This window comes from Paraburkholderia sp. SUR17 (genome assembly GCF_029536165.1).
Lineage (GTDB): Bacteria > Pseudomonadota > Gammaproteobacteria > Burkholderiales > Burkholderiaceae > Paraburkholderia > Paraburkholderia kururiensis.
In genome coordinates this window covers 3,446,105-3,472,379 of the sequence record NZ_CP120508.1, presented here as the reverse complement: position 1 = coordinate 3,472,379, position 26,275 = coordinate 3,446,105, and the positions used below count along the sequence as shown (strand labels likewise).

Annotated in this window: 25 protein-coding genes; 7 read left to right on the top strand and 18 right to left on the bottom strand. The window is 66.8% G+C overall.

Translation table 11 applies throughout. The annotated features are described in order from the left end of the window. Positions 1–84: 84 nt before the first annotated feature. The 6 genes from P2869_RS15425 to hemA form a co-directional block, all read right to left on the bottom strand. On the bottom strand, positions 85–891 hold the full coding sequence (locus P2869_RS15425; protein ID WP_277596924.1) for a class III extradiol ring-cleavage dioxygenase: 807 nt from the start codon (positions 889–891) through the stop codon (positions 85–87). Positions 892–1,038: 147 nt separating this feature from the next. Continuing rightward, the gene (locus P2869_RS15420) at positions 1,039–1,647 is read right to left on the bottom strand and encodes a UbiX family flavin prenyltransferase (RefSeq protein ID WP_277596923.1); all 609 of its coding nucleotides are present in this window, start codon (positions 1,645–1,647) and stop codon (positions 1,039–1,041) included. 178 nt (positions 1,648–1,825) lie between these two features. Continuing rightward, positions 1,826–2,137, bottom strand: a complete 312-nt coding sequence (grxD, locus tag P2869_RS15415; RefSeq protein WP_017776138.1) for a Grx4 family monothiol glutaredoxin — start codon at positions 2,135–2,137, stop codon at positions 1,826–1,828. A gap of 109 nt (positions 2,138–2,246) precedes the next feature. Next, positions 2,247–3,149 carry a peptide chain release factor N(5)-glutamine methyltransferase gene (gene prmC, locus P2869_RS15410; RefSeq protein WP_277596922.1) on the bottom strand — a complete coding sequence of 301 codons (903 nt, stop codon included), beginning with the start codon at positions 3,147–3,149 and terminating at the stop codon, positions 2,247–2,249. Positions 3,150–3,165: 16 nt separating this feature from the next. Continuing rightward, positions 3,166–4,248 (bottom strand): peptide chain release factor 1, encoded by a 1,083-nt coding sequence (gene prfA, locus P2869_RS15405; RefSeq protein ID WP_017776136.1) that lies wholly within the window; start codon positions 4,246–4,248, stop codon positions 3,166–3,168. A 119-nt stretch (positions 4,249–4,367) separates the two neighbouring features. Then, positions 4,368–5,654, bottom strand: coding sequence for a glutamyl-tRNA reductase (gene hemA, locus P2869_RS15400; RefSeq protein ID WP_017776135.1), 1,287 nt, complete (start codon positions 5,652–5,654; stop codon positions 4,368–4,370). Between the two features lie 196 nt (positions 5,655–5,850). On the opposite strand from hemA, the gene P2869_RS15395 reads away from it, so the two are divergent. The 3 genes from P2869_RS15395 (at position 5,851) to P2869_RS15385 (ending at position 8,816) form a co-directional block, all read left to right on the top strand. Then, positions 5,851–6,255 (top strand): hypothetical protein, encoded by a 405-nt coding sequence (locus P2869_RS15395; RefSeq protein WP_277596921.1) that lies wholly within the window; start codon positions 5,851–5,853, stop codon positions 6,253–6,255. Positions 6,256–6,272: 17 nt separating this feature from the next. Beyond that, on the top strand, positions 6,273–8,087 hold the full coding sequence (locus P2869_RS15390; protein WP_277596920.1) for an aminopeptidase P family protein: 1,815 nt from the start codon (positions 6,273–6,275) through the stop codon (positions 8,085–8,087). Positions 8,088–8,192: 105 nt separating this feature from the next. Then, complete coding sequence (locus P2869_RS15385; protein WP_017776132.1) at positions 8,193–8,816, top strand: HAD family phosphatase; 624 nt, start codon at positions 8,193–8,195, stop codon at positions 8,814–8,816. Positions 8,817–8,881: 65 nt separating this feature from the next. Here the strand turns inward: P2869_RS15385 and P2869_RS15380 are convergent, their stop codons facing one another. The 8 genes from P2869_RS15380 to ychF all read right to left on the bottom strand — a co-directional run bounded on the left by P2869_RS15380 (position 8,882) and on the right by ychF (position 17,528). Beyond that, the gene (locus P2869_RS15380) at positions 8,882–10,003 is read right to left on the bottom strand and encodes a DUF748 domain-containing protein (RefSeq protein WP_277596919.1); all 1,122 of its coding nucleotides are present in this window, start codon (positions 10,001–10,003) and stop codon (positions 8,882–8,884) included. Positions 10,004–10,097: 94 nt separating this feature from the next. After that, entirely contained in the window at positions 10,098–10,907 is an 810-nt protein-coding gene (locus tag P2869_RS15375; protein WP_277596918.1) for an IclR family transcriptional regulator, read from the bottom strand. 76 nt (positions 10,908–10,983) lie between these two features. Further along, positions 10,984–11,712, bottom strand: a complete 729-nt coding sequence (locus P2869_RS15370; RefSeq protein ID WP_277596917.1) for an SDR family NAD(P)-dependent oxidoreductase — start codon at positions 11,710–11,712, stop codon at positions 10,984–10,986. An 81-nt stretch (positions 11,713–11,793) separates the two neighbouring features. Further along, entirely contained in the window at positions 11,794–13,095 is a 1,302-nt protein-coding gene (locus P2869_RS15365) for an MFS transporter (RefSeq protein WP_277596916.1), read from the bottom strand. 136 nt (positions 13,096–13,231) lie between these two features. Beyond that, entirely contained in the window at positions 13,232–13,759 is a 528-nt protein-coding gene (locus P2869_RS15360; RefSeq protein ID WP_277596915.1) for a 2,4'-dihydroxyacetophenone dioxygenase family protein, read from the bottom strand. A 303-nt stretch (positions 13,760–14,062) separates the two neighbouring features. Further along, positions 14,063–15,727 carry an energy-dependent translational throttle protein EttA gene (gene ettA / locus P2869_RS15355; protein ID WP_017776126.1) on the bottom strand — a complete coding sequence of 555 codons (1,665 nt, stop codon included), beginning with the start codon at positions 15,725–15,727 and terminating at the stop codon, positions 14,063–14,065. 210 nt (positions 15,728–15,937) lie between these two features. Then, positions 15,938–16,261, bottom strand: a complete 324-nt coding sequence (locus P2869_RS15350; RefSeq protein ID WP_017776125.1) for a DUF3761 domain-containing protein — start codon at positions 16,259–16,261, stop codon at positions 15,938–15,940. 172 nt (positions 16,262–16,433) lie between these two features. Beyond that, entirely contained in the window at positions 16,434–17,528 is a 1,095-nt protein-coding gene (gene ychF, locus P2869_RS15345; protein ID WP_277596914.1) for a redox-regulated ATPase YchF, read from the bottom strand. Between the two features lie 347 nt (positions 17,529–17,875). On the opposite strand from ychF, the gene P2869_RS15340 reads away from it, so the two are divergent. The 4 genes from P2869_RS15340 (at position 17,876) to P2869_RS15325 (ending at position 22,733) form a co-directional block, all read left to right on the top strand. Then, complete coding sequence (locus tag P2869_RS15340) at positions 17,876–19,048, top strand: UbiH/UbiF family hydroxylase (protein WP_126879636.1); 1,173 nt, start codon at positions 17,876–17,878, stop codon at positions 19,046–19,048. A 108-nt stretch (positions 19,049–19,156) separates the two neighbouring features. Next, positions 19,157–19,882 carry a DsbC family protein gene (locus P2869_RS15335; RefSeq protein WP_017776122.1) on the top strand — a complete coding sequence of 242 codons (726 nt, stop codon included), beginning with the start codon at positions 19,157–19,159 and terminating at the stop codon, positions 19,880–19,882. A gap of 216 nt (positions 19,883–20,098) precedes the next feature. Next, positions 20,099–21,925, top strand: a complete 1,827-nt coding sequence (locus tag P2869_RS15330) for a PDZ domain-containing protein (protein WP_277596913.1) — start codon at positions 20,099–20,101, stop codon at positions 21,923–21,925. A gap of 211 nt (positions 21,926–22,136) precedes the next feature. Beyond that, positions 22,137–22,733 (top strand): NAD(P)H-dependent oxidoreductase, encoded by a 597-nt coding sequence (locus P2869_RS15325; RefSeq protein ID WP_277596912.1) that lies wholly within the window; start codon positions 22,137–22,139, stop codon positions 22,731–22,733. A 112-nt stretch (positions 22,734–22,845) separates the two neighbouring features. On the opposite strand, the gene P2869_RS15320 is transcribed toward P2869_RS15325, so the two are convergent. From P2869_RS15320 to trpD, 4 genes are read right to left on the bottom strand one after another with little or no spacing between them, the layout of a single operon-like run. Continuing rightward, entirely contained in the window at positions 22,846–23,697 is an 852-nt protein-coding gene (locus tag P2869_RS15320; RefSeq protein WP_277596911.1) for a uracil-DNA glycosylase, read from the bottom strand. A gap of 33 nt (positions 23,698–23,730) precedes the next feature. Next, the gene (locus P2869_RS15315) at positions 23,731–24,381 is read right to left on the bottom strand and encodes a CYTH domain-containing protein (RefSeq protein WP_277596910.1); all 651 of its coding nucleotides are present in this window, start codon (positions 24,379–24,381) and stop codon (positions 23,731–23,733) included. Between the two features lie 27 nt (positions 24,382–24,408). Continuing rightward, positions 24,409–25,194, bottom strand: a complete 786-nt coding sequence (trpC, locus tag P2869_RS15310; protein WP_277596909.1) for an indole-3-glycerol phosphate synthase TrpC — start codon at positions 25,192–25,194, stop codon at positions 24,409–24,411. 48 nt (positions 25,195–25,242) lie between these two features. Continuing rightward, positions 25,243–26,274 (bottom strand): anthranilate phosphoribosyltransferase, encoded by a 1,032-nt coding sequence (trpD, locus tag P2869_RS15305; protein ID WP_026121724.1) that lies wholly within the window; start codon positions 26,272–26,274, stop codon positions 25,243–25,245. Position 26,275 lies beyond the last annotated feature (1 nt).

The following is a 26,275-nucleotide window of genomic DNA, read 5'->3' as shown; positions in this document are numbered from 1 at the left end:
AGTAACGAAAAAGCCTGCCTGAGTTGCTCAGGCAGGCTTTTTTATGGGCTGCAGCGACTGTACTTTTCGCCCGCGATGAAACGCTTACGCGTGACCGAACACGTAGTTCGTCATGGCGAGCGCACGCTGGTACGTGCCGAGCGACTGCACGCCGACGGTGTAGTCGTCGTCCGCGGCGCCGAGGGCCGCGAAGACGGGCAGCAGATGCTCGTCGGTCGGATGCATGAGCGCCGCGTGCGGGGCGCGGGCGCGGTAGTCGAGCAGCGCGTCGATGTCGCGGGCGGCGAGGTGCGCTTCGAACCAGTCCGTGAATTCGGCAACGCGCGGGTCGGCGTCTTCGGGGCGTGCGCCGAAGTCGGCGGCGCGCAGGTTGTGCGTGATCTGGCCCGATCCGACCACCATCACGCCTTCGTCGCGCAGCGCACGCAGTGCGCGTCCCATGCGGAAATGATGCGCGGGACCCATGTGCGGCTGGATCGAGATCTGCGCGACCGGCACGTCCGCCTGCGGGAACATCAGCAGCATGGGCACCCACGTGCCGTGATCGAGCCCGTGCGCTTCCTCGCCGGTCGGAATGCCTTCGGCAGTGAGCAGTTGCGCGGCGCGGCGCGCAACGTCCGGCGCGCCTGCCGCGGGATACTCGATTTCGTAGAGTTCGCGCGGAAAGCCGTAGAAATCGTGGATCGTCTCGGGTTTCGTCGCGGTGCTCACGACGGGGCGCGCCGTGCCCCAATGCGCGGAGAGCATCAGAATGGCTTGCGGGCGCGGCAGGTGTGCCGCGAGAGCGGTGAATCCGGCGGACGGCAGCGCCGGGTCGATGGGCAGCGTCGGCGCGCCGTGCGAGAGATAAAGGCTGGGCACGCGCCCGGCGTGCGGCGTGGATTGGGTCATGTCAGCGAGCCGCCTTGCAGGCGGCAGACGAGAGGTTACGTTGGCTCGAATATAAAGCCGCACTGCTGTTTGATAAACAGCCCATTGCGGATTTGATTGCATCTTTGACGTTGCGAATGACGCACCTGCGGTGCGCGCGGACTGCGTTTATTCGTCTTCGCCGCGCAGGCCCGGCCATGACGGCGAGAGCGCCGGCCCCAGCGCGAACAGGTCGAGCACGCGGCCCACGGTGTGGTCCACCATTTCGTCGAGCGTGGCGGGGCGGTTATAGAAGGCGGGCAACGGCGGGAAGATCACGCCGCCCATTTCCGTGACGGCCGTCATGTTGCGCAGATGCGCGAGATTGAGCGGCGTTTCACGCACGAGCAGCACGAGGCGCCGGCGCTCCTTGAGCGTGACGTCGGCGGCGCGCGTGACGAGGTTATCGGAGAGACCGTGGGCGACGCTCGCGAGCGTCTTCATCGAGCACGGCGCGACGATCATGCCCTCGGTCGCAAACGAACCGGACGCGATACTCGCGCCCACGTCGCGCACCGAATGAACGACGTCGGCGCGGGCGTGCAGGTCGTCTTTGGTCAGCTGAAGTTCGTGCTGGATGTTGAGCCAGCCAGCGCTGGAGATCAGCAGATGGGTTTCGACGCCGCCCATGCGGCGCAGCATGTCGAGCGTGCGCACGCCGTAGATGGCGCCCGTCGCCCCCGTGATGGCGACGATCAGCCGTCGGGGACCGGGGCGGCGCACTGCGTTCGAATCCATGAAAGGCGGTGCCTTGGAGAGCGGAGAGAAACGAAAAGGCGTTCGGCGGGAGGGCCGGCGTACGTTATGCCGCCGCGCCGCAACCGGGAAGCCGAACCAACGGCACCAACGGCATCAATGACGCCAACCGTACGACGATCAGCCCCGCTCCCGCTCGGACGTCTCGCTTGGACGTCGATCAGGCAGCGGTGAAAAGCTGCTGCAGTTCGCCGTTCTGGTACATCTCCATCATGATGTCCGAGCCGCCGACGAACTCGCCCTTCACGTAAAGCTGCGGAATGGTCGGCCAGTTCGAGAATTCCTTGATGCCCTGGCGGATTTCGTCGTCTTCCAGCACGTTGACCGTCTTGAACTGGTCGACGCCGCAGGCCTTCAGAATCTGCACCGCGCGGCCCGAGAAGCCGCACATCGGGAACTGCGCGTTGCCCTTCATGAAGAGCACGACCGCGTTTTCGTCGACGATTTGCTTGATGCGTTGTTGCGTGTCCATAAGCGCCCTTGCGTGTACGGTTTTGTGCGAGATAGATGGAAATGATAGCGGATTTCGTTCAAGCGGGCTGAGCGTGCCACGCGGCGGCCGACCTCGCGGCGAGCCGTGTCTAGCCGGCCAGCGCACCGCCGCTGATGCGTTCGATACCGGCGAGATCCCGCTCCGAGCGCACCTCGCGAAAGCCCGCTGCTGCGAGCAGCGCGCGCACCGCCTCGGCCTGATCGTAGCCGTGCTCGATCCACAGCGCGCCGCGCGGCGCGAGCCAGGCCGGCGCGCCGGCGACGATGCGGCGGATGGCCGCGAGTCCGTCGGCTTCGTCGGTGAGCGCGCCGCGCGGTTCGAAGCGCAGGTCGCCTTGAGCCAGGTGCGGGTCGTTCTTCGCGATGTACGGCGGATTGCTCACGATCGCGTCGAAGCGCAGCGCCGGGTCGAGCGCGGCGTACCAGTCGCTTTCGATCAGCGTGAGCGGCCCGCCAGGCCGCGTCGGGTCGACGAGCCGCGCCGCGTTGCGTCGGGCCACCGCGAGGGCTTCGCTGGAGCGGTCGACGGCCCAGACGAGCGCGTCTGGCCGCGTGGACGCAATGGCAATGGCGATGGCGCCGGTGCCCGTGCCGAGGTCGAGCACGCGCGGACGGTTCGTATCCGCGATGGCCGCGAGCGTCGTTTCCACCAGCAGTTCGGTTTCCGGCCGCGGAATGAGCACGTGCGGCGTGACTTCGAAGTCGAGTCCGTAGAACTCGCGCTGGCCCACGAGTTGCGCGACGGGCTCGCCGGTCACGCGCCTCGATTCGAGCGAATGGAACCGCGCGATGGCGTCTTCGTCGAGCGGTTCGGCCCCGCGCGTGATCAGTTCCGTGCGGCGCCAGCCCAGCGCGTGACCGAGCAGGATGCGTGCTTCGAGCGCGGGCAGCGGCGACGCGCGCAGCAACGCAGCCGCCGTCGCGCCAGGCTCGCCGGCCTTCGGGCGGGCACTCGCGCTGGCGTCGTCCTGTTGTCGCGCGTCGTGGTTCATGTTCTACGGCTGCCCGTCAATCCGCGTCGCCAAGCGACGCAAGCTGCTCGGCCTGATGCTCGGTCACGAGCGCCGCGATCAATTCATCGAGCTCGCCGTCCATGATGGCGTCGAGGCGGTACAGCGTAAGGTTGATGCGGTGGTCGGTGAGCCGGCCCTGCGGGAAGTTGTAGGTGCGAATGCGCTCCGAGCGGTCGCCCGAGCCCACCAGGCTCTTGCGCGTGGCCGCTTCCTTTGCGTGCTGCTCCTGGTACTGCTTGTCCTTGATGCGCGCGGCGAGCACCTTGAGCGCGCGATCCTTGTTCTTGTGCTGCGAACGGTCGTCCTGGCATTCCACGACGATGCCGGTGGGAATGTGCGTGACACGCACGGCCGAGTCCGTCTTGTTGATGTGCTGACCGCCCGCACCAGAGGCGCGGAATGTGTCGATGCGCAGGTCCGCGGGATTGATCTCCACTTCGCCGATCTCGTCCGCTTCCGGCATCACCGCCACCGTGCAGGCCGATGTGTGGATGCGCCCCTGCGTTTCGGTGGCCGGCACGCGCTGCACGCGGTGTCCACCCGACTCGAACTTGAGCTTCGAGTAGGCCTTCTCGCCCGCGATCCGCACGATCACTTCCTTGTAGCCGCCCAGGTCCGACTCGCTCGCGGAGATCATCTCCACCTGCCAGCGGTTGCGTTCCGCGTAGCGCAGATACATGCGCAACAGGTCGCCCGCGAACAGCGCCGACTCGTCGCCGCCCGTGCCCGCGCGGATTTCGAGGAAGATGTTGCGCTCGTCGTTCGGGTCCTTCGGCAGCAGCATTTTCTGCAGTTCGCCTTCAAGCTGCGCCATGCGTTCGCGCGAGGCGCGCACTTCTTCTTCGGCGAACTCGCGCATCGACGCGTCGGCCAGCAGTTCCTGCGCCGTGGCCGCGTCGTTCTGCGCCTGGCGCCAGAGCGCGTAGTGCTCCACGACCGGGCCGAGTTCCGCATGCTCGCGTGTGAGCTTGCGGTATTGATCGATGTTCGAGGTGATGTCCTCGCGGCTCAACAGGTCGTTCAGTTCGGCCAGCCGGGTGGTGAGCTGGTCGAGCTTGTTTTGCATGCTCGTCTTCATCGGGCGGTGCCAGGGGCTCCGTAAAGGACTGCGGGAATGGGTGGGGCCGGGTAGCGACCCGAGGCGTTGTGAGCCGCGAGCGAGCTTCAGCAGGCTCGGCGCGGCGTGCTGCAGTGCCGCTAACGCTCGGACGGGCCTGAGTGTCGGTAGAAGCCGCTCATCAGTTCGATGAGCGTATCGCGGTTTTCACCGCTTGCGCGGTTCAGCGCGTGAGTCGGGCCGTGGATCAGCTTGTTCGTGAGCGCCTGCGACATCGTTTCGATCACGGCCGTCGGGTCGTCGCCGCGCGCCAGCATGCGCAGCGCGCGTTCGACTTCGGCGCGGCGCAGCGCGTCGGCCTGGGTATGCATATGGCGGATCACCGGCACGATGCTGCGCGCCTCCAGCCACTGCATGAAATTCTGCACGCGCGTTTCGATAATCCCTTCCGCCTGCGCGACGGCTGCCTGGCGCGAAGCGTTGCCTTCGCGCACGATCGCGCCGAGGTCGTCCACGGTGTACAGGAACACGTCTTCGAGCTGGCCCACTTCGGGTTCGATGTCGCGCGGCACGGCGAGGTCGACCATGAAAATGGGACGGTGCTTGCGGGCTTTCACCGCGCGCTCCACGGCCCCCAGGCCGATGATGGGCAGCGTGGACGCCGTACACGACACGATGATGTCGAACTCGTGCATGCGCGCGGGCAAGTCGGCAAGCGGGATGGCGCGGCCATTGAAGCGCTCGGCGAGCCGCTGGCCGCGTTCCGCGGTGCGGTTGGCGACCACGAGTTCGCGCGGCTGTTGGGCGGCGAAGTGCGTGGCGCACAGTTCGATCATTTCGCCCGCGCCGATGAAGAGCACGCGCTGATTCGAGATCTTGTCGAAGATGCGCTGCGCGAGCCGCACGGCGGCGGCGGCCATGGAAACCGACTGCGCGCCGATCTCCGTCGTGCCGCGCACTTCCTTCGCCACGGCGAAGGTGCGCTGGAACAGCTGGTTCAGGTACGTGCCGAGCGCGCCCGCTTCGGATGCGGTGCGCACCGCGTCTTTCATCTGACCGAGAATCTGCGTTTCGCCGAGCACCATCGAATCGAGCCCGGACGCGACGCGAAACGCGTGGCGCACGGCTTCGGACTGCGGCAGCGCGTAGACGTGCGGCGCGAGTTCGTCGACCGCCACGTTGTGGTACGCCGAGAGCCACTGGATGGCTGCGTCGCGCGCGGCGCGGTCGTCGGTGGCGCAGTAAAGCTCGGTGCGGTTGCAGGTGGAAAGAATCGCGGCTTCCGGCGCGGCCAGCGAGCGGCGCGCCGACCAGGCCTCGCGGAATGTATCGAGTGCAGGCTTGATCTGTTCGAGCGGAAACGCCACGCGTTCGCGCAAGGCGACGGGCGCGGTGTGGTGATTAATTCCGATCGTTAGAAGCTGCATACGTGGGGCTATGGTCGAAGGCTCCATTATAGCGTTTCCCGCTTTGCCGCATGGGGCGGGGCGCACCGGCAGGCGCGAGCGCCGGCGTGGTCGCGCGGCCTCGCGGCGCTTACCCGCTTGCGCTTGCTTTGGGACATCTGGCCCCCTACACTCGACGCCTGCCCGCGTCCGGCGTGCGACGTCGACCTGCACGCCAATGTCCAGTCGGATTCCCCCGTTTGGGGCGGGTTTCTGTGAAAATCTCCGAGAACAATATGTCACGCTCCGCAAGCCTCCGCGTTCCTCCCTTCCGTCCGACAGGCCAGAAAGTAGCGAAGGCGCGCGGCTGCTGATGGGCTGGACTGGCATCGTCGTGCTGGGTGCCGCGGTCGGTCTGGCCGGCTGGTGGCTCCACCCGCGGCGTAATCGTAGTGCACGCAGCCGCCGCGGCATGCAGATGGCCATTGCGATCGCGGCCGGCGTGGCCGGCGCGGCAATCGCCAAAATGGCCGGCAGCGTGACCGGCATCTTCCTTGACGGCGATACGCTCGAATGGCCGGTTTGCACGGCCGCCGCGCTTCTCGCCGTTGCCGTGACGGCCGGCCTTGCGTCGCGTCGCTGAATCCCGCAGGTGAAACAATGAACGCCCGACTTCCCGAAACCTCCTCCATTCCCGAACGGATCACCGCGCTGCGCGCCGCCATGACGACCCAGGGCGTTGCGGCCTGCCTCGTGCCATCCGCCGACCCCCATCTGTCCGAGTACTTGCCCGAGCGCTGGCAGGCGCGACAGTGGCTATCCGGATTCACGGGCTCGGCGGGCACGCTCGTCGTGACCGGCGACTTCGCGGGCGTGTGGACGGACAGCCGCTACTGGGTCCAGGCGCAGGCGCAACTGGCGGGCAGCGGCGTGCAACTCATGAAGATGACGGGTGGCCAGCAGACGCAGCCTCATGTCGAATGGCTCGCGCAGAACGTGCCTGCGGGTTCGACGGTTGCCGTGGACGGCGCGGTACTTGGCGTGGCGGCGGCGCGGGCGCTGGAAGGCGCGCTGGGCGCGCGCGGCGTGAAGCTGCGCACCGACCTCGATCTGCTCGACGCCGTCTGGCCGAACCGCCCTTCGCTTCCTGTTGCCGCCGTCTACGAGCACGCGGCTCCGCACGCGGACGTGACACGCGCGGGCAAGCTCGACCGCGTGCGCCGCGCCATGCAGGAGAAGGGCGCGCAGTGGCACTTCGTTTCCACGCTCGACGACCTCGCCTGGCTGCTGAACCTGCGCGGCGCGGACGTCAACTACAACCCGGTGTTCGTCGCGCACGCGTTGATCGGGCTCGATCGCGCCACGCTCTTCGTCGCCGACGGCAAAGTGCCCGAGCCGCTCGCCGAGGCGCTCGCGCGCGACGGCGTGCGCATCGAACCGTACTCCGGGGCAGCCGGCGCGCTCGCCGCGCTGCCGGCCGGCGCTGCGCTGCTGGTCGATCCGCGCCGCGTCACGTTCGGCCTCATGCAACAGGTGCCGGCGAACGTGAAGATCGTGGAGTCCATCAATCCGTCCACGTTCTTCAAGTCGTGCAAGACCGGGCCGGAAGCCGGCCACGTGCGCGCGACCATGGAGCAGGACGGCGCCGCGCTCGCGGAATTCTTCGCGTGGTTCGAAGGTGCGCTGGGTCGCGAACGCATCACCGAACTCACCATCGACGAGCGGCTCACCGCTGCCCGTGCGCGCCGCGCCGGCTTCATCTCGCCGAGCTTCGCGACCATCGCGGGCTTCAAGGCGAACGGCGCCATGCCGCACTATCGGGCGACGCCGGAATCGCACAGCGTGATCGAAGGCGATGGTTTGCTGCTGATCGATTCGGGCGGCCAGTATCTGGACGGCACGACGGATATCACGCGCGTCGTGCCCGTGGGCACAATCAGCGACGCCGAGAAGCGCGACTTCACCGTGGTGCTCAAAAGCATGATGGCGCTCTCGCGCGCGCAGTTTCCGCGCGGCGTGCGCTCGCCGATGCTCGACGCCATTGCGCGCGCGCCCATCTGGGAAGCGGGTGCCGAGTACGGCCACGGCACGGGCCACGGTGTGGGCTACTTCCTGAACGTGCACGAAGGGCCGCAGGTGATTTCCTACTACGCGCCGCCCGAACCGTGGACGGCGATGGAAGAGGGCATGATCACCTCGGTGGAGCCGGGCATCTACCGGCCCGGCAAGTGGGGCGTGCGCATCGAGAACCTCGTGCTGAACGTGGCGTCCGAAACCACGGAATTCGGCGACTTCCTGAAGTTCGAAACGCTTACGCTGTGTCCCATCGATACACGCTGCCTCGCCTTGCCGCTCTTGCGCGACGACGAGCGGGCGTGGCTCAACGCGTACCACGAGACGGTGCGCGCGCGCGTCTCGCCGCACGTGAGCGGCGACGCGAAGACGTGGCTTGAGGCGCGCACGCAGCCGGTGTGAGGGCTGGGGCAAAGCGGGGACGCAAACGCGGCGACGCAAACGCAGGGACGCAAACGCAGGGACGCAAACGACGCAGCGCAGGCTGGCAGCTATACGGGAGCTCGTATGACCATCAAAGCAGTCGTGTTCGATTTCGGCGGTGTGCTCGTGGACTGGAGCCCTGAGTACGTCTACCGCGAACTGATTCCCGACGAAGCCGAGCGCCGCTGGTTTCTCACACACGTCTGCGCGATGGACTGGGTCATCCAGCAGGACGGCGGCCAGACCATCGAGGAAGGCACCGCCGAACTCGTCGCGAAGTTTCCCGATCACGAGCCGTTGATTCGCGCGTTCTACGAACGGTGGCACGAGATGCTGGGCGGGCTGCTCGACGGCGGCGTGGAGACGTTCGAGAAGCTCGAAGCGGCGGGCGTGCCGCTGTTCGGGCTCACGAACTGGTCGGCGGAGACGTTTCCGTACGCGTGGGAGAACTTTCCGATCCTGCGCCGCTGCCGCGACATCGTGGTGTCGGGCCGCGTGAAGCTGGTGAAGCCGGACCCCGCGATCTTCGCCGAAATGGTTCGCCGCATCGACGCGCATCTGCCCGGCGTGCAGCCCGGCGAACTTGTCTTCATCGACGACAACCTCAAGAACGCGCAAGCCGCCACCGCGCTGGGCTGGCACGGTGTGCATCACACCAGCAACGCCGAGACCGACGCGAAGCTGCGCGCCCTCGGCCTGCCCATCTGAGGCGCGCCTTTACGCACGCTGCGTATGTGACATGACGTGACGTGACTGACGTGACGGCAAGGGCATCACTGCCCGAGCAGATTCATCAGCGCGCCGCCCAATCCCTTCGCCGTTTCGCCCACGCCTTTCGCCACGCCCTCGACGCTCACGCCGAGGGCGCTCGCAAAGCCGCTCCCCATCTTCGTCATGAGGTTCTCGTTGAGCGAGAACTTCGGGTCGTGCAGATTGCCCGCCAGCACGAAGTGCAGCGTGATGTCGTCGTGGCGGCGCTTGAGCGCGGCCACGGCGGCCTTGGTGGGAATAGACAGGAAGGTGTCGAGCGGATCGCCCGTGTCTGCGAGTTCGAGGTGGTGCAGCGTGATCGTGCCGGGCGCGCGCAACTGGTCATTACGCACCGAGGCTTCCACCGACGCATCCAGCGTGCCGGCGGCGATCTGCGTTTTCGTGCCCACTTTCTTGAGCAGATACGGCGCGAACCGCACGACATCGACGCCTGCGAGCTTCGTCGTGGTCTGTGAATCGCGGTTCGCAAGGGCGATCCAGCCCGCGAACGAGAGGGTGCCCGTGTGCGACGGCCCGCGAATGGCGCCCGTCACGTTCACGTTCGATGGTTCGGCCAGCGCGGGAAAGTGCAGCGGCCCGACAGTGGCGCGCGCGTTCGTCACGGCGATGTGCCACGCAGGCCGGCTCACCGATTCGTCGTAGAAATCGAACGTGCCGTCTTCGAAGGCGATGCGGTCGATGCGCTTCTCGCGCGGCAGCGTGTCCTCGTCGCTGCTTGTCGGAGCGGCGTCACCCGGGCTGGCGAGCGTTTGGCGCAGTCCCGGCAGCAGTTCGATGCGACCGTCGGGCGCGCGCCGCACCGTCAGGTCGAAGCCGCTCACCGCGACCTCGCGCACGTGGAGCCTTCGCGCCATCAGGTCGCGCAGGTCGGTAACGATGGTGACGTGGGCGGCGCGCAGCGCGTCCTGCGCGGGCCAGCCGGCCGGCGCCTTGAGCCGCACGTCGGTGAGTGCGATGGCGGTGAGTCCCACGTCGATGCGCGCGGCGCTGCCTTGCGGACCGAGCGCGGCCACCACGTACTCCCTGACTTCGCGTTCGGCGATGTAGACCGCGATGGTCGCCCCCGCGAGCACCATGACGACAGCCCCCGCGACAATCGCCGCGATGCGTTTGCTGCGGGACATGGCCGTGTCCATTGCCTCGTCATCCTCGTCGCTCGTTGAGTTCTGTGCTGCTGCGCCTTTGCATGGCGCCGAGGCGCAATATTCGCGCCCGCGCTCAAAAGCTGCCGGCGGGCAGCGGCGCGATCCGTTCGCTCACGGCGCGGCACGCCGTCTTCAAGGGCGCAACGTAGGTTTCGAGCGGCGTCGCGCTCTTGCGAAAGAGCGGAATGCTCACGCTGATGCTGCCCACCGGCGCACCGCCTGGGCCGATGATCGCGCAGCCGTAGCAGAAGATCTGCGCCTCGTTTTCTTCGCGGTCTTCGGCATAGCCGCGCTCGCGCGTTGCGTCGAGTTCCGCGGCAAGCGCAGCGGGCTCCACGATCGTGTTCGGCGTGAGGCGTTCCAGCGTGAGCGTGCGCAGCAAGGCGTCGCGCGTGGCCGCATCGAGGGCCGCGAGGTACGCCTTGCCCACCGAACTCGAATAGAGCGTCACGCGCGTGCCGATGCGCGACGCCATCCGCACCGCATGCGGGCTTTCGAGCTTTTCGATGTAGACCATCTCCGTGCCGCTGCGCACGGCGAGGTGCACGGTTTCCTGGGTGGCGTCGCGCAGTTGCTGGAGCGCATCGATGGCCGCCACGCGCAGGTCGGAGCGCTCCCAACTGCGGCTGGCGAGCGTCATCAAACGCGGGCCCGGAATCAACGTGCTGCCGCCCAAACTCTCCGCTACGAGGCCTTCCGCGATCAGCGCACCGACGATGCGATACACCGTGGGCCGCGGAAAACCGCTTTGCGTGGCGAGCTGCGCGATGGTGGGCGGCGTGCCGGCGTCGGCGATCAGTTGCAGGATCGCCATGAACTTCGAGAAGGCGGCGGTGCCGGTGGCACGGGCGGCTTCGATGGCGTCGGCGGCGGGGTTCGGCATGGTCGGAACAAATGTGTAGCGTGGGCTGGACAGACGTAAGCGGACGCAACGGTATCACGCCGTCACCCTGTGCTCGTCACGATACGAGGTACCCGCCGTCCACGGGCAGCACGGTTCCCGTGACGAACGCGGCGGCCGGCGAACACAGGAACGCGACCACGGGCGCGATGTCCTCGGGCTCGCCCCAACGTGCGAGCGGCGTGCGCTCCAGAATGGCTTGCGAGCGCGCGTCGTCGGCCTGTAGCGCCTGGGTGAGCGGCGTTGCGATCCAGCCGGGCGCCACGGCGTTCACGCGAATGCCGTCCTTCGCATAAGCGATGGCGAGCGACTTCGTGAGCTGCGCGACGCCGCCCTTGCTCGCGCTGTACGCCGGCACGAGCCCGCCGCCGAAGAAGCTCAGCATCGACGCCGTGTTCACGATTGCGCCGCGGCTCGCCGCGAGCAGCGGGCGCGCCGCGGCGCAGGCGCGCAGCGTGCCGTTGAGGTTGACGTCGATCACCTGCTCGAACACCTCCGGATCGTGCTCCTCGCCGCGACGGATCATGCCCGCGCAGTTCACGAGCACGTCGAGCGAATCGAGCGGAGCGAAGAGCGCTTCGATGTCGCTCGCAAGACGCACGTCGGCTGCGGCGATCTCGATGCCGGGCCCGAGCGCGTCGCGCTGGGCGTCGGTGGGCGAGAGCCCCGCCGCAATCACGCGCGCGCCGAGCGCCGCGAACTGGTGCGCAATAGCCGCGCCGATACCCTGGGTGCCGCCCGTGACGACGGCGGTCTTGCCGGTGAAGAGGTCGGGTCGAAAGGTCATGTCGAATGGGACCAGGAAGCGTGTCTTGTCTCGTGCAGGGCGAAGAACGAAGAAGCAGGGCGGCGCGGCCGCCCTGCGGCGTCATGCGAGTTCGACGGCGGCCTCGCTGCTGCTGCGCTCGGCAATAGGCGCGCGCACGACGAACATGTAGACGAGCGCCGCGGCAAACGACACGGCCGCGCTAATCAGGAACGCGTTGACGAACGAGTGCGTCCGGTCGACGACGATGCCCGTAATGAACGGCGCGAATGACCCGCCGAAATACCCGCCGAAGTTCTGGATGCTGCCGAGCGATGCCGCCAGATGGCGCGGCGCCGTCACGCTCACGAGCGCCCAGGCGCCGCCGCTCGCCATGTTGACGAAGTACATGGCGAGCGAGAGGTACACGATGGCAAGCGTCGTGTTCGGCGTGAACGCGGCGGGCACCGTGAACACGGCCGCACAGATGAGGCCCGTGCAGATGGGCCACTTGCGGCTGCGGATGGGCGCCATGCCGCGCGCCATCAGGCCGTCCGCGACGTAGCCGCTGGAGAGCATGCCGAGCGTGCCGAAGAGGTAGGGAATGGAGACCACCCAGCCCGTCTTCGCAATCGAGAGATGCCGTTCGTGCTCCAGGTAGGCGGGCAGCCAGGTGAGGTACAGCCACACCATGTAGATCACACCCATGAAGCCGAAGATCATGCCCCACGTGGTGGGTGAGCCGAACAGGCCGCGCCACTCGGCGAAGGTCATGCGGCGCTCGGCGCGCGCGTGCGGCTCGTCTTCGGTGAGGTGGGCGACTTCCTCTTCCGCGAGCGTTACGTCGCCCCGGTTGCGATAGACGATGTACCAGCCCAGCGCCACCGCGATGCCCAGCACGCCCATCACGACGAACATCCAGCGCCAGCCGAACGCGAGCAGCAGCGCGGTGAGAATGGGCGGCGCGAGCGCGGGCCCGATGGTGGACGACGTCGTGAAAATGCCGGTGGGCCGGCCGCGCTCGCGCAGCGCGAACCATTCGCTCACCACCTTGGCGCCGGCCGGAAACTGCGGTGCTTCGCCAATGCCGAGCGCGATGCGCGCCACGAGAAATTGCTGCAACGTCTGCACGAGGCCCCCGCACAGTTGCGCGACCGACCACACCAACATGCCGAGTCCGAGCATGAGCCGCGCGCCGAACCGATCGAGCAACGCGCCCACCGGCAACTGCGAAAACGCGTAAGCAAACGAGAAGGCCGAGAGCAGCAAGCCCATCTGCGATGCGGAGAGACCGAGCTCCCCGCTCACCGAGTGATTGGCGATGGAAAGCGTGCTGCGGTCGAGATAGTTGACGATGCCCGCGAGCATGAGAAACGTCACGGCAATGCGCTGGATGCGCCCAAGGCGCGGTGTCTTCACCTGCATGTGTCTCCTCCTGCGCTCTTTCGAGTCTGTGAGTGGAAGGGGCTGCAATCCTTCGAAATGCGGCGGCCGTGCAGGGCCGCTGTGGCTGCCTTAGGTGGTGTTGCCGCTGCGGCTGCGGGTGTTGCCGCGGGCGCGGCTATCTCACGAACTGATCGACGTAGCCGGCACCGAGTCCCACGCGCTCGTACTGCGCGCGGCACATGTCGAGCTTCGTGAAGACGTCCTCGTAGCCAGTGAAGTTGCCGTGCGGGTCGCAGTAGAACATCACGCCGTTCACCTGGAAGTACGTGATCATTTCTTCGACGTCTTCGGGTACGTAGAGCGTGTGCGTCTCGCCGGGCGGCTCGAAGACGTAGCTGCCTTCGGTGGCGATCCAGTCGTGTTCCAGGTAGCGCCATTTGCCCTTGAGCACCATGCCGTGCACCGCCTGCGGATGACGATGCCGGCTCAGCACGCCGGACTTGCGCACGCGCAGCAGGTTCATCCAGTAGCCGGTGGAGACGTTCAGGCAGAGCGGCCGGAACCATACGTTCTCGGCCTGCGGCACCCAGACGCGCTCGTCTTCGGGAATGGCGGGTGCCACGACGATTTCGGGCAGCGCTTCGGGCGGGTTCGGCAACTGATAAGGCGTCAGGGCGTCAGCGCCGGCGGCTGGGGCGGGCATAGTGTCTCCGGTTGTCCATAATATGAATTTATAGATCGTATTGTGGACAAATGGTCGAACTATTGGCGCGGCGCTGTCAACATGGCGATGCAGTGCCGAAATAGTGGGATGGTGGAGCGGGACGAGGCATGCGCGAGCCCGCGAGGCGATCTCGCGAAGCGTTGCGCGAAAGTGGTGAAGGGAAGAGAGAGGCGGCCGCCAGGACGGCGCCCGGGTGCAGAGGAAAAACGGCGCGGCGCGCAGTTCGAAAACCTGCGCGCCGCGCCGTTCAACGGGGGCGCTTCATGAAGCGCCCCGCAAGCATCAACGCGTGATCGGACGGTAACGGATGCGCTTGGGCCGCGCGGCTTCTTCGCCGAGTCGCTTGATCTTGTCCGCCTCGTATTCCTGGAAGTTGCCGTCGAAGAACACGACCTGCGAGTCGCCTTCGAACGCCAGGATGTGCGTGGCGATGCGGTCGAGGAACCAGCGGTCGTGCGAAATCACCATCACGGAGCCGGCGAACTCCAGCAGCGCGTCTTCGAGTGCACGCAGCGTTTCCACGTCGAGATCGTTCGACGGTTCGTCGAGCAGCAGCACGTTGCCGCCCGCAATCAGCGTCTTCGCGAGATGCAGACGGCCGCGCTCGCCGCCCGAGAGGTTGCCCACCATCTTCTGCTGGTCGCCGCCCTTGAAGTTGAAGCGCCCGATGTAGGCGCGCGACGGCGTTTCGTACTTGCCCACGGTCAGCACGTCCGCGCCGCCCGAGATTTCTTCGAACACCGTCTTCGACCCGTCCAGCGCGTCGCGGCTCTGGTCCACGTAAGCGAGCTTCACCGTGGGGCCCATCACGATCTCGCCCGAATCGGGCTGCTCCTTGCCGGTGAGCATGCGGAACAGCGTCGACTTACCCGCGCCGTTCGGCCCGATGATGCCGACAATCGCGCCCGCCGGAATCTTGAAGCTGAGGTTGTCGATGAGGAGCCGGTCGCCGTACGACTTGCTCACGTTCTTGAACTCGATCACTTCATTGCCGAGCCGCTCGCCCGCCGGAATGAAGATTTCCTGCGTTTCGTTGCGCTTCTGGTATTCCTGGCTGCTCAGTTCCTCGAAGCGGGCAATACGCGCCTTCGACTTCGCCTGGCGGCCCTTCGGGTTCTGGCGCACCCACTCCAGTTCCTTCTTGATCGCCTTCTGGCGCGCCGACTCCGACGACTCTTCCTGCTTCAGGCGCTCTTCCTTCTGGTCAAGCCAGCTGCTGTAGTTGCCCTTCCAGGGAATGCCGTGGCCGCGGTCGAGTTCGAGAATCCACTCGGCGGCGTTGTCGAGGAAGTAACGGTCGTGGGTGACGGCCACCACGGTGCCCGGAAAGCGCGTGAGGAACTGCTCGAGCCACTGCACCGACTCGGCGTCCAGGTGGTTGGTCGGCTCGTCGAGCAGCAGCATGTCGGGCTTTTCGAGCAGCAGCTTGCAGAGTGCGACGCGGCGCTTCTCGCCGCCCGACAGGTTCTCGATCTTCGCGTCCCACGGGGGCAGGCGCAGCGCGTCCGCGGCCACTTCGAGCTGCTGTTCGGCGCTGCCGTCGGCGGTGGCGAGGATTGCTTCGTACTTCGCCTGCTCGGCGGCGAGCTTGTCGAAGTCTGCATCGGGTTCGGCATAGGCGGCGTAGATCTCGTCGAGCTTTTTCTGCGCTTGGAGAATGTCGCCGAGACCCTCTTCCACCGCCTCGCGCACCGTCTTCTGCGGATCGAGCTGCGGCTCCTGCGGCAGATAGCCGATGTTGAGGTTCGGCATGGGCGTGGCTTCGCCTTCGATGTCCTTGTCGACACCGGCCATGATGCGAATCAGCGTGGACTTGCCCGAACCGTTCAGGCCGAGCACGCCGATCTTCGCGCCCGGGAAGAACGAGAGCGAGATGTCTTTCAGGATCTGGCGCTTGGGCGGCACGATCTTGCCGACCCGGTTCATGGTGAAGACGTATTGGGCCATGTGAGTCTTGTCTGGAACCTGTAAAGGGATGAGGAAGGGGGATGCAGAATGGGGCCGGATAGCGGCGGCGCCGAAGCGCGGCGCGTGGGTCCGAAGCCCGTATTGTAAGGGGTGGTGGCGCGGGTGCCGGCTAGCGCTTGCGCGCCATGTTGCGGGCAGCGGTGGCGCACTGCCGGGGTTGAGCCGGGCCGTGGCCGTGGGAGGCCGGGCTCAAAGCCACGATGCCACGCCACCGTGCCGCGAGCACGTGCCGCTGCGATGTCGGCTGAAGCTGTAGGTGCCGTCGCGGCAGCGCGCCGTGGCACCTTCGGGCGCCTTGCCCGAAAGCGAATGGGCCGGTGAATGGACGGTGGCGCCGTCACGGTTGCGGTAGGTCTGGTGGTTGTCGAGATTGCTCTCGTCGGGCTGGACGGACGACGGCTGGAACGCGAAGGCCGGCACGCAAGGCAGCGCGAGCGCGAGGGCCGTGAGTCCGGCCGCGCATATCGCGCTCAAGTCGAGGCGTCGTGGACGGACGCGCGTGAGCAGGCTCATGGTCTTCTCGCTTGCTGTCGTGATGTCGTTGGATGGCCGTGCGGGCGGCCGATGCCGGATGCCGCATTCAGCGGATTGTATGAGCCTCGCCGCCGTAGAAAAGAAAAAGCCGCGCGGGTGGCGCGGCTCTGTGCGGTGAGTGCGGCCATGCAGCCACGGCCGGGACGTTACATCAGACGTTGAACAGGAAGTTCATCACGTCGCCGTCGTGCACCACGTACTCCTTGCCTTCGGCGCGCATCTTGCCGGCTTCCTTCGCGCCCTGTTCGCCCTTGTACGCGATGAAGTCGTCGTAGCTGATGGTCTGCGCGCGGATGAAGCCGCGCTCGAAGTCGGTGTGGATCACGCCCGCGGCCTGGGGTGCCGTGTCACCGATGTGGATGGTCCACGCGCGCACTTCCTTCACGCCCGCCGTGAAGTACGTCTGCAGGCCCAGCAGCTTGAAGCCCGCGCGGATCACGCGGTTCAGGCCCGGTTCGTCCATGCCCATGTCGGCGAGGAACACTTCCTTGTCTTCGTCGGCGAGATCGGCAATTTCCGCTTCGATCGCGGCGCAGACGGCCACCACCGGCGCCTTCTCGGTCTCGGCATAGCGGCGCACGGCGTCGAGGTGCGCGTTGTTCTCGAAGCCGTCTTCCTTCACGTTGGCCACGTACATCGTGGGCTTGGCCGTGATGAGGCAGAACGGCTTGATGAGCGCCTGCTCGTCTTCGGAGAGGCTGAGGCCGCGCACGGGCTTCGCCTGGTCCAGCTGAGCGCGCACCTTTTCGAGCACGGCGGCGAGCTTCACGGCTTCCTTGTCGTTGCCCGACTTCGCCGCCTTCGAGTACCGCGCGAGCGCCTTTTCCACCGTGCCGAGGTCGGCTAGCGCGAGTTCGGTGTTGATCACTTCGATGTCCGCGACCGGATCGACCTTGCCCGCCACGTGAATCACGTTCTCGTCTTCGAAGCAGCGCACGACGTGCGTGATGGCATCGGTTTCGCGGATGTTGGCGAGGAACTGGTTGCCGAGTCCTTCGCCCTTGCTCGCGCCCGCCACGAGGCCGGCGATGTCCACGAACTCGACGACGGCCGGCATGATGCGCTCGGGCTTGATGATGCCGGCGAGCGCCTGAAGCCGCGCATCCGGCACTTCGACCACGCCGACGTTCGGCTCGATGGTGCAGAACGGATAGTTTTCCGCGGCGATGCCCGCCTTGGTCAGCGCGTTGAACAGGGTGGACTTGCCGACGTTAGGCAAGCCGACGATGCCGCATTTGAGGCTCATGGAATTCTCTGCAATCAGGTGGTGACGCGCTTGCCGGGGCGGCGGGTGGGTCTTGCGCCGCGCAGTCGGCCGGGCGGAGTGCGCCGTGCCGGGCGGCGCGCCGCGGGCGGCACGTCGGGAGGCGGTGACGTGGGCCGTCACCAAAAACCGTAATTGTAACCCTGTCCCGGTGGTGGTCCGACGGCTGTCCTGTCGGCATGCTTTCCGTCTGCGCACGGCCAACCGGAGAAGCCGCGGCGCTGTGTCGCGCGGCGGCTCGTCCTGGCGGGAATCGGCGGGCTCGCTATCGGTGCGCTACCCGTCTTTCCGGCCACGGCCGCATCACCCCCCAAAGCTATAATGGCCGGATGACTACCCATCCTCAGACATTTGACGTCGCCGTGATCGGCGGCGGGCTGGTCGGCAAGACTGCGGCGCTTGCACTCACGCAGGGCGGCCTGCGTGTCGCGCTGCTCGCGCAGCCCTCTTCGCCGCTGCCCGCCGACGAGGCGTTCGATGCACGCGTCTACGCGCTCTCGGCGAGTTCTCATGCGCTGCTCGAGCGGCTGCGTGTCTGGCAGGCAATCGACCTCGCACGCGTCTCGCCCGTCTACGACATGCGGGTGTACGGCGACGCTCATGCGGAGCTGCACTTTTCCGCCTTCCAGGCTGCGGTGCCGCAACTGGCGTGGATTGCGGAGTCGTCGCTGATCGAGCGTGCGCTCGACGCCGCGCTGCGTTTCCAGCCGAATCTCACGTGGCTCGACACGCGCGCCCAGGGGCTCGACGTGAAAGCCGATGCCGCCACGATCGGACTCGCGAACGGCCAGGTGCTCGAAGCGGATCTCGTGGTGGGCGCCGACGGCGCGCACTCGTGGGTGCGCGCGCAGATCGGCTCGAAGGTGGAGCGGCGCGACTATCGCCAGACCGGTGTGGTGGCGAATTTTCGCGCCGAGCGGCCGCACGGCGAGACGGCCTACCAGTGGTTCCGCGACGGCGAAATCATCGCGCTCTTGCCGCTGCCGGGTCCGCACGTGTCGCTTGTCTGGTCGGCGCGCACGGAGCACGCGAACGAACTGCTGCGGTTGACGCCGGCGCAGCTCGCCGCCGAAGTGGAGCGCGCCACGCACGGCCACCCCGGCGCGCTGGAATGCGTGACGCCCGCGCGCGGTTTTCCGCTCGCGCTGCAAACCGTGGACAAGCTGATCGCGCCGCGCGTGGCGCTGGTGGGCGATGCGGCGCACCTGATCCACCCGCTGTGCGGCCAGGGCATGAACCTCGGCTTGCGCGACGTCGCCGTGCTCGCCGACGTGATCGCGAAGAAGGAGTCGTTCCGCGACCTCGGCGACACCGTGCTGCTGCGCCGTTACGAACGCGGCCGGCGTGAGGACATCCGCTCGCTGGTGGTTGCCACGGACGGCCTGCAGCGGCTCTTTTCGGTGCCCGGCAGCATTGCGCGCGCGGTGCGCAATACGGGCATGGCGTTGGTGGGCTCGCAGCCGCTCGTCAAACGCTGGCTCGTCGCGGCGGCGTTGGGGTGAATGCCCATTCAGCGTGCGGGCAGCGCGACCGATGTTCCGTCAAGGCCCGTCAAGGCGATTCGCCTCAGTCAATCAAGGCAGTTAATCCAGAAACTCCAGGAAGCAGCAATGAAGATGCGTATCCGACACTGGGCGTTTGCACTCGCGGCCGCCACCACCTTGCTGGGCGGCGTGGCGCAAGCCGACCCGGTTACCGACAAACTGAAGGCCACGCTCGAAGCGCGTCTGGGTTCGGACGCCCAGATCAAGGGCATCGCGAAGTCGCCCATCGCAGGGCTCTACGAGGTGAATCTCGGCTCGCAGATCATCTATAGCGACGCGAACGGCGACTATCTGCTGCTCGGCGACCTCGTGGATGCGAAGTCGCGCAAGAATCTGACCGAAGCGCGTCTGGCCGACCTCAACCGCATCGACTTCGCGAGTCTGCCGTTCGCGAACGCCGTGAAGGTGGTGAAGGGCAACGGCTCGCGCAAGATCGCGGTGTTCTCCGACCCGAACTGCCCGTATTGCCGGCAGCTCGAGAACACGCTGAAGTCCGTGGATAACGTGACGGTCTACACCTTCCTGTACCCCGTGCTTTCGCCCGATTCGACGGCGAAGGCCAAGGCGATCTGGTGCTCGGCCGACCGCGCGAAGGCCTGGGAGGCATGGATGCTCGATCGCCGCGCGCCCTCGGGCGGTTCGTGCGACACGGCCGCGCTCGACAGCAATCTCGCACTCGGTCAGAAGATGAACGTGACCGGCACGCCCACCGTGTTCCTCGCCGACGGCCGCCGCCTGCCCGGCGCCGTGCCGGCCGCCACGCTCGACAAGGAATTGTCGGCGGTGCGCTAAACCGCTCGTCTCGCCGCCGTCCGGATCGTCGATTCTGAACCGGACGGCGCTCGCTCTTTGAGCCGCCGGCGCCGCCCCGGGCGTCCGGCAGCCACAAGCAGCGGCCAGGGCGCCTCGCCACACTGCCGAGCCGCTGACCCGCCACCGCCCGCCGCTGATCTGCCGCCGACTTGCCACCGACTTGCCACCGACTTGCCACCCCACCCAGCCCACACGATGAAGCCGATCCGCTACAGCATCGTTCCCAAGCATCCCGCCGCTCATCTCTTCGAAGTCACCGTCACCGTGCCGGACCCCGATCCCGCCGGCCAGCGCTTCATGCTGCCCGTGTGGATTCCGGGCAGCTACATGGTGCGCGAGTTCGCCCGCAACATCGTCACGCTGCGCGCGTTCAACGAAGCCGGCCGCAAGGTGCGCATCGAAAAGACCGACAAGCATTCATGGCAGGCGGCGCCCGTCAACGGCGCGCTGACGCTGCGCTACGAGGTGTACGCGTGGGACCTCTCGGTGCGCGCCGCGCATCTGGACGACACCACGGGCTTCTTCAACGGCACGAGCGTTTTCCTCGCCGTGCTGGGGCAGGAAGCGGCGCTGTGCGTGGTCGACATCCAGCGCCCCGAGGGCGAGGCGTATCGGCACTGGCGCGTCGCCACGGCGCTGCCGGAAGCGCGCGGCACGAAGCGCTACGGATTCGGCGAGTACCGCGCGGCTGACTACGACGAGCTGATCGACCATCCGGTGACGCTCGGCGAGTTCGCGCTCGCCACCTTCAACGCGCACGGCGTGCCACATGACATCGTGATCGCCGGTCGCGTGATCGCGCTCGACACGGAGCGCCTCGCCGCCGACCTGAAGCGCATCTGCGAAGCGCAGATCGCGCTCTTCGAGCCGAGGTCGAAGAAGGCGCCAATGGACCGCTACGTCTTCATGACGCAAGCCGTCGCGGACGGTTACGGCGGCCTCGAACATCGCGCGTCCACGGCGCTCATCTGCAATCGCACCGACCTGCCCGTGAAGGGGCGCGACGCGATGACCGAGGGCTACCGGACTTACCTCGGCCTGTGCAGTCACGAGTACTTCCACACGTGGAACGTGAAGCGCATCAAGCCCGCCACGTTCGCGCCGTACGACCTCACGCAGGAAAACTACACGACGCTGCTGTGGCTGTTCGAAGGCTTCACTTCGTACTACGACGACCTGATGCTTGTGCGAAGCGGCGCGATTTCGCCGGACGAGTATTTCGATCTCGTCGGCAAGACCGTGGGCAACGTGCTGCGCGGCGCGGGGCGCCTCAAGCAGAGCGTGGCGGAAAGCTCGTTCGACGCGTGGGTGAAGTACTACCGCCAGGACGAGAACGCCGCGAACGCCATCGTCAGCTATTACACGAAGGGGTCGCTCGTGGCGCTGGCGTTCGACCTCACCATTCGCACGCAAACGGGCAACCGCAAGTCGCTCGACGACGTGATGCGTCTCTTGTGGCAGCGCTACGGGCGCGATTTCTATCGCGGCCGCGCGACGGGCATCGAAGAATCCGCCGTCGAGGCGCTGTTTGCCGAAGCGACGGGCGTGGACTTGTCGGCGCTCTTTGCGGAAGGCGTGCGCGGCACGCGCGACCTGCCGCTCGCCGAGCTGCTGGCGCCGTTTGGTGTGTCGCTGGAACCGGACCTCGGCAAGCCTGGCAGCAAAAACGGCGATAAAAACGGGGCCAGGGACGGCAAGCCGTCGCTCGGCGCGCGCACGCGCGGCGCGGCCGAATGCACGATCGCGGCGGTCCATGACGGCGGCGCGGCCCAGAAGGCGGGGCTTTCCGCAGGCGACGTGCTGGTCGCAATCGACGGTCTGCGCGTGACCGGTTCGAATCTGGACGCGCTGCTCGCCCGTTATCGGCCGGGCGCGAAGGTCGAGGTGCATGCGTTCCGTCGCGACGAGCTGCGTGTCGCGCGTCTCACGCTCGACGGCCCGGAAGTGCCGCGCTACAAGCTTGCCGTGACGGACAACCGCACCGCGGCGCGCACGGCGCGCTCGCGCTGGCTGGGCGTCTGAACGGTCCCAGGGAGGCGGGCAGGGCGTAAATGAAATGCCCGCTACCCGTCTCCCGCTCGCTGGCCAGCCGTCGGCCGAGCCTCCAGCCGCCGATTGTTCCACCGATGCAACAATGCTTCGCCGCCGCGATACTTTTTCGCGCGCCGGCGAATCCACAGAATGGCCCCACTCGCGCGACATCTGCGCGTTCCGAAACCGGATGGAGCCAAACATGACCACGATTCTGCAAATCAACTCGGCAGCCCGCTCGCAAGGCGCGCAGTCGACGCTGCTCGCCACCGAACTCACCGCAAAGCTGCAACAGTCGAAGCCGGGCGCGAAGGTTGTCGTCCGCGACCTGCTGGCCGACGCGCTGCCGCACCTCGACGACGCCGTGCTGGGTGCCTTCTTCACGCCGGCCGAGCAGCGCACGCCGGAGCAGCAAGCCATCGCCGCGCGCAGCGACGCGCTGATCGCCGAACTGCAAGCCGCCGACATCGTCGTGATCGGCGCCCCGATGTACAACTTCGGCGTGTCGACGCAGCTCAAGGCTTACTTCGACCAGCTCGCCCGCGCCGGCATCACGTTCCGTTACACGGAGAACGGTCCCGAAGGTCTGGTGAAGGGCAAGAAGGTGTATGTGGTTTCGGCGCGCGGCGGCAAGTACGCCGGTACGCCCGCGGATTCGCAGACGCCGTACATCAAGACGTTCCTCGGCTTCATCGGCATCACGGACGTCGACTTCATCTACGCCGAAGGCCTGAACATGGGTCCCGATGCGGCAAGCGCCGCGCTGGCCGGCGCGCGCGAGGCGATTGCGACGGTCTGAGCGATCACGTATCAGATCTGCCGGCGGCAACGCCGGACATGAAAACGCCATGGAACACGACGTTCCATGGCGTTTTTCTTTGGCGATCGAGCCGGGCGGCGTGTCGCCCCGTTCAGGCGAGTACTTCGGCCTCGTCGGGCAACCGCCAGTCGATGGGCGCGCGGCCGTGTGTCTGCAGATAGTCGTTCGCAAGCGCGAAGTGCCGGCAACCCAGAAAGCCGCGATGCGCCGAGAGCGGCGACGGATGCGGCGCCTCCAGCACGCAGTGCGGCCGGCCCGCCAGCAGCGCGCGCTTTGCCTGCGCATGCGCGCCCCACAGCATGAACACGAGATGCTCGTGCCGCATGGCCAGTTCGTGGATCAGCGTGTCCGTGCATTGCTCCCAGCCGCGCTTCGCGTGGCTCGCCGCCTGGTCCCGTTCGACCGTGAGCACCGTGTTGAGCAGCAGCACGCCCTGGCGCGCCCAGGTGTCGAGGCAGCCGTGATGCGGCACGTCATGCCCGAAATTGGCCGCGATCTCCTTGAAGATATTGCGCAGCGACGGCGGCGGCCGCACCGACGGCGGCACCGAAAAGGCGAGGCCATGTGCCTGCGGCGTGCCGCGGTCTTCACCGTGGTACGGGTCCTGACCCAGGATCACCACCTTCACCTCGTCGGGCGAGGTCAGGCGCAGCGCACGAAACACGTCGGCGGGATAGACGGTCTTGCCGGCGGCGCGCTCGCCGTCCACGAACCGGCACAGCGGTGCGTAGGCGTCGCTTTCCATGAATGGACGCAAATGGTCGCGCCAGGCGGGCGGCAGCGCGTCGAACTGGTCTTCGAGCAACGGCGGGTGCGACGAGGAAGCAGCGGCGGTCGGCTGCACGTCAACGGACGCGTTCTCGTCGTCGAAGAGCGAGGGCTGCGATGCCGCGGACGTTTGCGGCGATCGGGATCGGGAGCGGGAGCGGGAGGCTGAGGTCATGGCGCGCAAGTGTCGCAGCAAAAGCGTGGCGGCTCAATCTCCGCGCGTGGCTTCGCGCAGCCGGTAGCCGCGTTGGGCTTTGCTGACGTTGTCCGGAGCGAGACCAGGAACGAGCCGGCCGAGTTCGGCCGCGAGTGCGTGCAGCACGGCTTCGTCGCCGCGCTTGAGTTCCAGCTCGATCTCGCAGATCGGCATGCGGCGCACTTCAGCCGCCGAACCGCCGCTTACCTCGGCCACGACTTCGCCCTGGTCGATGGCGGCTTCCACGTCGGCCGCATCCGTGTGGATCTCCCACAGCGTGCGCGTGAAGTCCGTGCGGAAGAGTTCGATCAGATGCGGCGCCGCGCTCTGCAGTGCCGCGGCGGCCGAGGGTTCGTCGCAGGCCGCGAGCAGCGCGTCGATTTCGAGCGCCGCGCCGGCCACGGGCATTTCCCATTCGTGCCGCGCGTGCAGTCCGCCGGTGGCGTTGCCCGCGGTCTTGAAAGTCTGCAGCCAGCCCTGCGGCGTGCGGCGCAGACGCAGTGCGCTTCTGGCCGTGGAAAGCGTGAGCTGCGGCGTGTCGAAGTAGGCGTTTTCGAGCCGGATGGCGCGGCCGGCGTGTCCAGCGCGCGCGGTGAAGAACTGGGCCGCCGTGGCGACCTGCGCCTGCGGCAACGCCAGTTTGATTTCGCGTTCAATGGCCATGACTGCGGAGAGGACGGATGAGCGGGTTCAGAAGAACATGCGCGCAAGCTCCGCGCCCGGTTCCGCCGCGCGCATGAACGCTTCGCCCACGAGGAACGTGTTCACTGAATGCTCGCGCATGCGCTCGACGTCCGCGCGCGAGAGGATGCCCGATTCGGTCACGACGATACGGTCGTGCGGAATCGAACGCAGCATGCCGAGCGTCGTTTCCAGCGACGTTTCGAACGTCCGCAGATTGCGGTTGTTGATGCCGATGAGCGGCGTGGTCAGCTTGAGCGCTTCCTGCAATTCGAGGCTGTCGTGCACTTCCACGAGCACCGCGAGGCCGAGCGAGTGCGCGTACGCTTCGAGCTCCTGCATCTGCGAGGTTTCGAGCGCGGCGGCGATCAGCAGGATGGCGTCGGCGCCCATGGCGCGCGCTTCGAGCACCTGATACGGATCGACGATGAAGTCCTTGCGCAGCACCGGCAGGTTGCACGCGGCGCGCGCTTCTTCCAGGTAAGCGGCGCTGCCCTGGAAGAACTGCACGTCGGTGAGCACGGAAAGGCACGCGGCGCCGTGGGCGGCATACGAGCGCGCGATCTCGGCCGGCACGAAATGCTCGCGCAGTACGCCTTTGGAGGGGCTCGCCTTTTTCACTTCGGCAATTACGGCGGCGAGGCCGCTTTCGTGTTTCGCGCGAATGGCGCCCACGAAGTCGCGCAAGTCTCGCGCCGACGCCGCCAGCCGCAGCTCTTCGAGCGGCGCGCTCTCTTGCGCGGCGCGCACTTCTTCGTGTTTCACCGCGATGATGCGTTGGAGAATGTCACTCATGGTTTGCGATCCTTACCGCTTCGATTACTGCTTCGATGGTTGCTTGGGTTAACGCTTGAATTGCTGCGTGAAACGTACCAGCTCGTCCACTTTGGCCCGCGCGCGGCCGCTCGCAATCGCTTCGCGCGCCACCTGGATGCCGTCCGCAATTGACGCCGCCACGTTCGCCGAATAGAGCGCCGTGCCCGCGTTCAGCACCACGATCTCACGCGCGACGCCCGGCTTGTTGTCGAGCGCTTCGAGCAGCAGCGTCTTCGACTCGTTTGCGTCGGCCACCTTCAGCGTGCGGTTCGACACCATCTGCATGCCGAAGTCCTCGGGGTGAATCTCGTACTCGTGCACTTCGTCGTCGCGCAATTCACCCACGAGCGTAGCCGCGCCGAGCGAGACCTCGTCCATGCCGTCCTTGCCGTACACCACGAGCACGTGCTTCGCGCCGAGGCGTTGCATGACGCGTACCTGGATGCCGACGAGGTCCGGGTGGAACACGCCCATCAGCTGATTCGGCGCGCCGGCCGGATTCGTGAGCGGGCCAAGAATGTTGAAGATGGTGCGCACGCCGAGTTCGCGGCGCACCGGCGCGACGTTCTTCATCGCCGGGTGGTGGTTGGGCGCGAACATGAAGCCCATGCCCGTCTCGGCGATGGAGGCCGCTACCTGGTCCGGTTGCAGGTCGATGTTCACGCCGAGCGCTTCGAGTACGTCCGCGCTGCCCGACTTGCTCGACACGCCGCGGTTGCCGTGCTTCGCCACACGCCCGCCTGCGGCAGCCGTCACGAACATGGTCGCCGTGGAGATGTTGAACGTGTGCGAGCCGTCACCGCCCGTGCCGACGATATCGACGAAGTTGTCGCTATCGGGCACGTTCACGCGATTCGAAAACTCGCGCATCACGGTGGCGGCCGCGGTGATCTCGCCGATGGTTTCCTTCTTGACGCGCAGGCCCGTGAGAATGGCCGACGTCATCACCGGCGACAGCTCGCCGCGCATGATGAGCCGCATCAGGTGCAGCATCTCGTCGTGAAAAATCTCGCGGTGTTCGATGGTGCGCTGAAGCGCTTCCTGTGGGGTGATCATGATG